Origin of the sequence: Verrucosispora sp. SN26_14.1 (genome assembly GCF_004307965.1) — a bacterium.
In the GTDB taxonomy this organism is placed as follows: Bacteria; Actinomycetota; Actinomycetes; order Mycobacteriales; family Micromonosporaceae; genus Micromonospora.
The window spans coordinates 1-6,719 of the sequence record NZ_SISL01000318.1 but is presented as its reverse complement, the minus strand read 5'-3'; the positions used below and the strand labels follow the sequence as shown (position 1 = coordinate 6,719).

6 protein-coding genes and 2 pseudogenes are annotated in these 6,719 nt (G+C 73.9%); 7 read left to right on the top strand and 1 reads right to left on the bottom strand.

The window, feature by feature from the left end; translation table 11 throughout:
• Nucleotides 1-102: 102 nt before the first annotated feature.
• The 3 genes from EYA84_RS23020 (at nt 103) to EYA84_RS23010 (ending at nt 3,351) form a co-directional block, all read left to right on the top strand.
• Complete coding sequence (locus tag EYA84_RS23020) at nt 103-1,089, top strand: cobalamin biosynthesis protein (RefSeq protein WP_131055234.1); 987 nt, start codon at nt 103-105, stop codon at nt 1,087-1,089.
• Nucleotides 1,086-2,627, top strand: a complete 1,542-nt coding sequence (locus EYA84_RS23015; protein WP_131055232.1) for a cobyric acid synthase — start codon at nt 1,086-1,088, stop codon at nt 2,625-2,627. The genes EYA84_RS23020 and EYA84_RS23015 overlap by 4 nt, the downstream gene beginning before the upstream one ends.
• 103 nt (nt 2,628-2,730) lie before the next feature.
• On the top strand, nt 2,731-3,351 hold the full coding sequence (locus EYA84_RS23010) for a hypothetical protein (RefSeq protein WP_131055230.1): 621 nt from the start codon (nt 2,731-2,733) through the stop codon (nt 3,349-3,351).
• Between the two features lie 44 nt (nt 3,352-3,395).
• On the opposite strand, the gene EYA84_RS23005 is transcribed toward EYA84_RS23010, so the two are convergent.
• On the bottom strand, nt 3,396-3,797 hold the full coding sequence (locus tag EYA84_RS23005) for a rhodanese-like domain-containing protein (protein WP_131055236.1): 402 nt from the start codon (nt 3,795-3,797) through the stop codon (nt 3,396-3,398).
• On the opposite strand from EYA84_RS23005, the pseudogene EYA84_RS23000 reads away from it, so the two are divergent.
• The 4 genes and pseudogenes from EYA84_RS23000 to EYA84_RS22985 all read left to right on the top strand — a co-directional run.
• Nucleotides 3,751-4,569, top strand: a pseudogene (locus EYA84_RS23000) (uridine kinase); the annotation flags it as partial. The gene EYA84_RS23005 and the pseudogene EYA84_RS23000 overlap by 47 nt on opposite strands.
• Nucleotides 4,562-5,917, top strand: a complete 1,356-nt coding sequence (locus EYA84_RS22995) for a dipeptidase (protein ID WP_176095987.1) — start codon at nt 4,562-4,564, stop codon at nt 5,915-5,917. The pseudogene EYA84_RS23000 and the gene EYA84_RS22995, both read left to right, overlap by 8 nt.
• 63 nt (nt 5,918-5,980) lie before the next feature.
• Entirely contained in the window at nt 5,981-6,187 is a 207-nt protein-coding gene (locus tag EYA84_RS22990) for a hypothetical protein (protein WP_131055226.1), read from the top strand.
• Between the two features lie 63 nt (nt 6,188-6,250).
• A pseudogene (locus EYA84_RS22985) lies at nt 6,251-6,719 on the top strand (ATP-dependent DNA ligase); the annotation flags it as partial.

The window sequence follows — 6,719 nt, the reverse complement described above, 5'->3', positions numbered from 1 at the left end:
GGGCGGGGTCGACTGCCGCAGCCCGTCTGACCTGGGCGGGGCGGTCGAGCAGCGGTTCGGGTGGCCGGGCTCGGCTAGGCTGGCCGGCCGGAGGTGGTGCGGGTGCGGCATACGGGCGCAGTGGCGAACGCGGCGGGACTCGTCGCCGGGTACGCGCTCGACGCGTACTTCGGAGACCCACGTCGCGGCCATCCCGTCGCCGGCTTCGGCCGGGCCGCCGCCGCCCTCGAACGTCGGCTCTACCGGCCCGACCGGCTGGCCGGTGGCACCCACACCGCGCTCTGTGTCGGCGGTCCGGTGCTGGCCGGGGCCGCCCTCGCGTACGCGACCCGGCGGCAGCCGTTGGCCCGTGCGGCGCTGGTGGCCGCCGGCACGTTCGCGGTGCTGGGCGGGCAGAGTCTGCGGCACGAGGCGAAGACCATGGGACGGGCGCTGCGGGGCGGGGACCTGCCGGCCGCCCGGGCACGGCTCGGGCACCTGTGCGGTCGGGACCCGTCGGCCCTCGACGAGTCGGAGCTGGCCCGGGCCACGGTCGAGTCGGTGGCCGAGAACACCTCGGATGCCGTGGTCGCCCCGCTCTTCTGGGGTGCGGTGGCCGGGCTGCCGGGCCTGCTCGGCTACCGGGCGGTGAACACCCTCGACGCCATGGTCGGTCACCGCAACGCGCGCTACGCCCGGTTCGGCACCCCGGCCGCCCGCCTCGACGACCTGCTGAACCTGGCGCCGGCCCGACTGACCGGCCTGCTGACCGTCGCGCTGGCGCCAGCCGGCAAGGGCGACCGGGAGCGGGCCTGGCGGGTGTGGCGTCGGGACCGCGACGACCACCCCAGCCCGAACGCCGGGCAGTGCGAGGCGGCGATGGCCGGCGCGTTGGGCGTCCGGCTCGGTGGGCGCAACGTCTACTTCGGCCGGTCCGAGGTGCGGCCCTTCCTCGGTGACGGTCCCCGTCCCGAGGCACGGCACCTGCCTCGGGCCGCCCGGATCTCCGGTGCGGTCGGACTGGCCGCACTCGGCCTCGCGGCGGCGTATCCGCTGACCGCCGGACGGCTGGTCGGCGCGGTGGCCCGACGCCTCACAGGCACACGGTGAGCGGTGGCCTGCTGGTCGCCGGGACCACCTCCGACGCCGGCAAGAGCGTGCTCACCGCCGGCATCTGCCGCTGGCTGCACCGCGAGGGCGTCCGGGTGGCGCCCTTCAAGGCACAGAACATGTCCAACAACTCCGCCGTGGTCGTCGGGCCGGACGGCCGGGGCGGCGAGATCGGGCGGGCGCAGGCGATGCAGGCGGCAGCCTGCGGGCTCGCCCCGGACCTGCGGTTCAATCCGGTGCTGCTCAAGCCGGGCAGTGACCTGAGCAGTCAGGTGGTGCTGCTCGGCGAGGCGGTCGACACGATGACCGCCGGTTCGTTCCGGACCCTGCGTCCCCGGTTGTCCGAGACCGCGTACGCGGCGCTGGCCGAGTTGCGGTCGGCGTACGACGTGGTGGTCTGCGAGGGGGCGGGCAGCCCGGCGGAGATCAACCTGCGCGACGGCGACTACGTCAACATGGGGCTGGCCCGGCACGCCGGGTTCCCGACGATCGTGGTCGGTGACATCGACCGGGGCGGCGTGTTCGCCGCCATGTTCGGCACGCTGGCCCTGCTCGAACCCGCCGACCAGGCCCTGATCGCGGGGTTCGTGGTCAACAAGTTCCGGGGCGACCTCGGCCTGCTGGCCCCCGGGCTGGAATCGCTGCGGCAGCTCACCGGCCGCCCGACGTACGGCGTCCTGCCCTGGGCGCTGGACCTGTGGCTGGACGCCGAGGACTCGCTCGCCTATGGCCGGGTGCTGGGTCGCCCGGCCGCCCCGCGCGGCACCGAATGGCTCGACGTGGCCGTGGTGCGGCTGCCCCGGATCAGCAACGCCACCGACGTGGAGGCGCTCGCCACCGAGCCCGGCGTGCGGGTCCGGCTGACCGTCGAACCGGCCGAACTGGCCGCCGCCGACCTCGTCGTCCTGCCCGGCTCCAAGTCGACCGTCGCCGACCTGGCCTGGCTGCGCGAGACCGGCCTCGCCGACGCGGTCACCGCGCACGTCGCGGCCGGACGACCACTACTCGGCATCTGTGGCGGCTTCCAGATGCTGGCCCGCGCCATCCACGACCCGGTGGAGAGCCGCCGGGGAAGCGTCGACGGTCTCGGACTGCTGCCCGTCGAGATCACCTTCGACCCGCGCAAGACCGTCCGCCAGGCGGCCGGCACCGCCGCCGCCGGGGAGCTTCCGGTCCGGGGCTACGAGATCCACCACGGGTACGTCTCGGCCACCGACCCGGAGTCGACGCCGCTGCTGCGGGACGCCGACGGTGCCGGTGAGGGCATGATGCGGGGAGTCGTGCACGGTACGCACTGGCACGGCACCTTCGAGTCCGACGAGTTCCGCCGCTGGTTCCTCGACCGGGCCGCCCGCCTGGCCGGTCGGACCGGCTTCCGGGTCGCCCCGGACACGTCCTTCGCCGCCGCCCGCGAACGCACCCTCGACCTGCTCGGCGACCTCGTCGAGGAACACCTCGACACCGCCGCCCTGCGTCGGCTCGTCGAGTCCGGGCCCCCCGCCGACCTGCCCTTCATCCCGCCCGGCGTCCCCGGCTAGCCGCCGCCCGCACCAGCCGAGGCGGGGCCGTCGCCCGACGCCGATCGACGTCGATCGACTCTCCGGGCCTTCGTCGGATCGATGGTCGTGGCATCATCTCGCCGTGACGTTTCTCGCCCGTCGGCTCCGAGATGCCGTGGCGCTGCCACCCGTGTTGGTTGCCACGGTGCTGGCTGGTTGTGCGGGTCCGCCCGCTCCGGCAGCCGAGCCGCAGCCCTCCCCGGCCAGCTATCAACTGGTCGCAGAGTTGTGCGCGCAACTGGACCCGGAGCCGTTGACAGCCTTGGACGGCGGCACCGCGAAGGTGCGGGAGTGGCCGTCTCGGCCGGACCAGCAGATGAGCAAGTGCGGGCTGGCGGCCAGCCGGCGGGACCCGACCGCCATGCACGCCCTCTCCGTCAGCACCACGCTCACGGGTTCCCCCGAGCTCGCCCAAGAAGGCATACCCGCGCAACCGAAGGCGCAGGCTCGCGGCACCTGGCACGAGGTGCCCCAGCTCGGGGACGGGGCGTGGATCTGGCTGCTACCCGTCGACGAAGGGCTGGAGCTTCCCGACTCCTCCGAGCCGGTGGCGGGGCGGAGGGCGACGGTGTACGTGGCGCGGGGCAACGCGCTCGTGATGCTCGAACTGATGTCGTACGCGGCCGAGGTGCCCGGCGAGGCCGAGACGGAAGCGCTGCTGGTCGCGTACGCGGAGGAGGCGTTGGCGCTGATGATCGCCTGAGCGGGATGCCGGCGGGCCGGCAGTCGAGCCCTCGTGGCGGTGGATCAGTAGCGGACGTCGGCGGGCTGGTCGGAGAAGGCCATCCCGGCGGACCGCCACGCCTCCACCCCGCCGATCATGTCGGTCGCCTTGTGTAGGCCGAGCGCGCGCAGGCTGGCCGCCGCCAGGCTGGAGCTGTAGCCCTGGCGACACACCACGACGATCTCCATGTCGTAGTTGGTGGCCTCGGGGATCCGCCAGTCGCTGGCCGGGTCGAGCCGCCATTCCAGGACGGTCCGGTCGATCACGATGACACCGGGCAGGTCGCCCTGCTCCCGCCGCTGCCCGTCGGTACGGGTGTCGATCACCAGGGCACCCCGGGCGGCGGCCTGCACCGTCTCCTGTGGGGACAGCCGGTTCATGCCCGAGCGGGCCTGCTCCAGCAACGCCTCGACGCCGGGACTCATCACGGAATGGGACACGCCACGATCATGCCGTGTGGCTTCTCGGCAGGCGGTCCGAAGCCGTGCGGGACAACCCGATCGGTAACGTCGGTGTCCGTGGTGGCGGTCTTCGAGTCGTACGCCGGACTGGCGGGGCGGGTGCTGGCGGCACCGGCCCGGTTGGGGCGTACCCGGTTGGTGGCCGTGGACGGGCCGAGTGGGGCGGGCAAGACGCTGTTCGCCGCGCGCCTGGCCGACGCCCTCGGTGGCATCGGGCCGCAGGCGGTACGTCCGCCGGTGGTGCACACCGACGACCTGCTCGACGGGTGGGACGACCAGCTCACCTTCTGGACGCGGCTGGAGCGGGACGTGTTGCGGCCGGTGCGGTCCGGCCGGGTCGGGTCGTACCGGTGCTACGACTGGGTGCGCCGGTGTTTCCGACCCGAGCCGGTGTCGGTGCCGGTGGAACCGGTGCTGATCGTCGAGGGGGTCAGCACGTCCCGGGCCGCCGCCGGGCCGGACCTGACGCTGGCCGTCTTCGTCACCGCGCCGCACCCGTTGCGGCTGGCGCGGGCGGTGGCGCGCGACGGCCCGGGGATCCTGCCGGAGCTGCGTTTGTGGCACGACACCGAGCAGGCGCACTTCGCCGCCGACGACACGCAGAGGCGGGCCGACCTGGTGGTCGACGGTGACCCCGGGTTGCCGCACGATGACCGTCACTACTATCTGGCTCGGCGGGGAACCGCAGGTGGGGGCGGCATACCATGCCGGTCATGAGCACACCGATCATGACCGAGTCCGAGTTGCGGGAGGCCCTGACCCGGGAACTGCCCGGCGTCCGGGCCGACCTGGAACGCCTCGTCCGTATCCCGGGCATCGCCTTCGAGGGATTCGACCACTCGCACGTGGAGCGCTCCGCCGAGGCGGTGGCCGAGCTGCTGCGGGGCTGCGGTCTCGACGTCGAGATCGTGCGGGCCGGCGGCCAGCCCGCGGTGATCGGCCGCAGGGCCGCCCCGCCCGGCGCGCCCACCGTCATGCTCTACGCCCACCACGACGTGCAGCCGGTCGGGGACCGGGCGCTGTGGGAGTCCGACCCGTTCGAGCCGGTCGAGCGGGACGGCCGGCTCTACGCCCGGGGTGCCGCCGACGACAAGGCCGGCGTCATGGCGCACGTCGCCGCGTTGCGGGCCTTCGGTGACCGCCTGCCCGTGGGCGTGGTGCTGTTCGTCGAGGGGGAGGAGGAGTACGGCTCCGACTCGTTGGAGCAGCTGCTCGCCGACCATCGTGACGCGATCGCCTCGGACGTCATCGTGATCGCCGACTCGACCAACTGGGACGTCGGCGTGCCGGCGTTGACCACCTCGCTGCGCGGCGTCGTCAACTGCTTCGTCGAGGTCCGCACCCTGGACCACGCGGTGCACAGCGGGATGTTCGGCGGAGCCGTGCCGGACGCGCTCACCGCGCTGGTCCGCTTGCTGGCCACGCTGCACGACGACGCCGGGAACGTGGTGGTGGAGGGGCTGGTCGGTCGGAACGAGGCAAGCGTCGACTACCCCGAGGACCGGTTCCGGGCCGAGGCGGGCCTCGTCGAGGGCGTACGCCTGATCGGCTCCGGCCGGATCACCGACCGGCTCTGGACCCGCCCCGCGCTGGCCGTGCTCGGCATCGACGCCCCGGCCACCGCCGAGGCGCCGAACGCGCTGGTGCCGGCCGCCAAGGCCAAGCTGAGCCTCCGGCTGGCGCCGGGCGACGAGCCGAAGCAGGCGTACCTCGCGTTGCGCGACCACCTGGAGCGGCACGCGCCGTGGGGCGCGCAGGTCGACGTCACCTTCGAGCACGACGGCGCACCGTGCGTCATCGACGCCTCCGGCCCGGTCTTCGACGCGGCGCGCGCGGCCTTCCGCGCGGCCTGGGACGGCACCGACCCGGTGGACATCGGCGTCGGCGGGTCGATCCCGTTCATCGCCACCTTCCAGGAGATGTTCCCGCAGGCGGCGATCCTGGTGACCGGTGTGGAGGATCCGCACGCGCGGGCACACGGGCCGAACGAGAGTCTGCACCTGGGCGAGTTCGCCCGGGTCTGCCTCGCCGAGGCGTTGTTGCTGGCCAAGGTGGCCGAGGCGGGCGTGGCCCCAACTCGGTGAATGGCGCGCGAATGGTGGCGGTTTCCGGCGTGTCGGACGCGTCACTGTTGTAGCCTCTCGAACATGCGTACGAACGAGGTGATGGCCCCGCTGGAGGCCGCCGTCAGCGCTCTGGGAGACGTCGACGTCTCCGCGTGGCCCGAGGCCACGCTCAAGGAACAGCTCGCCGAGCTGTCCGCCGCACTGGTCGCCGTGGACGCGTCGTTGTCCCGTATCGCCGAGGAGGTCCGCGCGCGCGGCCTGCGGGTCGAGGAGCCGGTCCCGGCCTGACCCGCCGGAGCAGCTCCCGCGCAGGTGACACCCGTTGTCGGGGGTGGCTGGCAGGATGAGGTCGTGCGTTTCCTCGACCTGGCTGCCACCTCCGCAGCCGTCGGTGCCGTCAGTGGCCGACGGGCCAAGGTCGAGCTGCTCGCCGACGCCCTGCGCCGGCTCGACCCGGACGAGGTGGCGGCGGGAGCCGGTTGGCTCGCGGGCGAGCTGCGCCAGCGACAGACCGGCGTCGGCTGGGCCGCGCTGCGCGACCTGCCGCCACCGGCTGCCGAGGCGACGCTGACCGTGGCGGGGGTCGACGCGGCGATCGACGAGATCGCGGCGGTGCACGGCGCGGGCTCGCAGGCCCGCCGCCGGGACCTGGTGGCCGCGCTCTACACCGCCGCCACCGCCGAGGAGCAGCGCGTCCTGACCGGCCTCTTCCTCGGCGAACTGCGTCAGGGCGCCCAGGCCGGGCTGCTGGCCGACGCGATCGCCCGGGCCGCCGAGGCTGTCTCTTATACAGATATCCGAGCCCACGAGACTAGCGCTC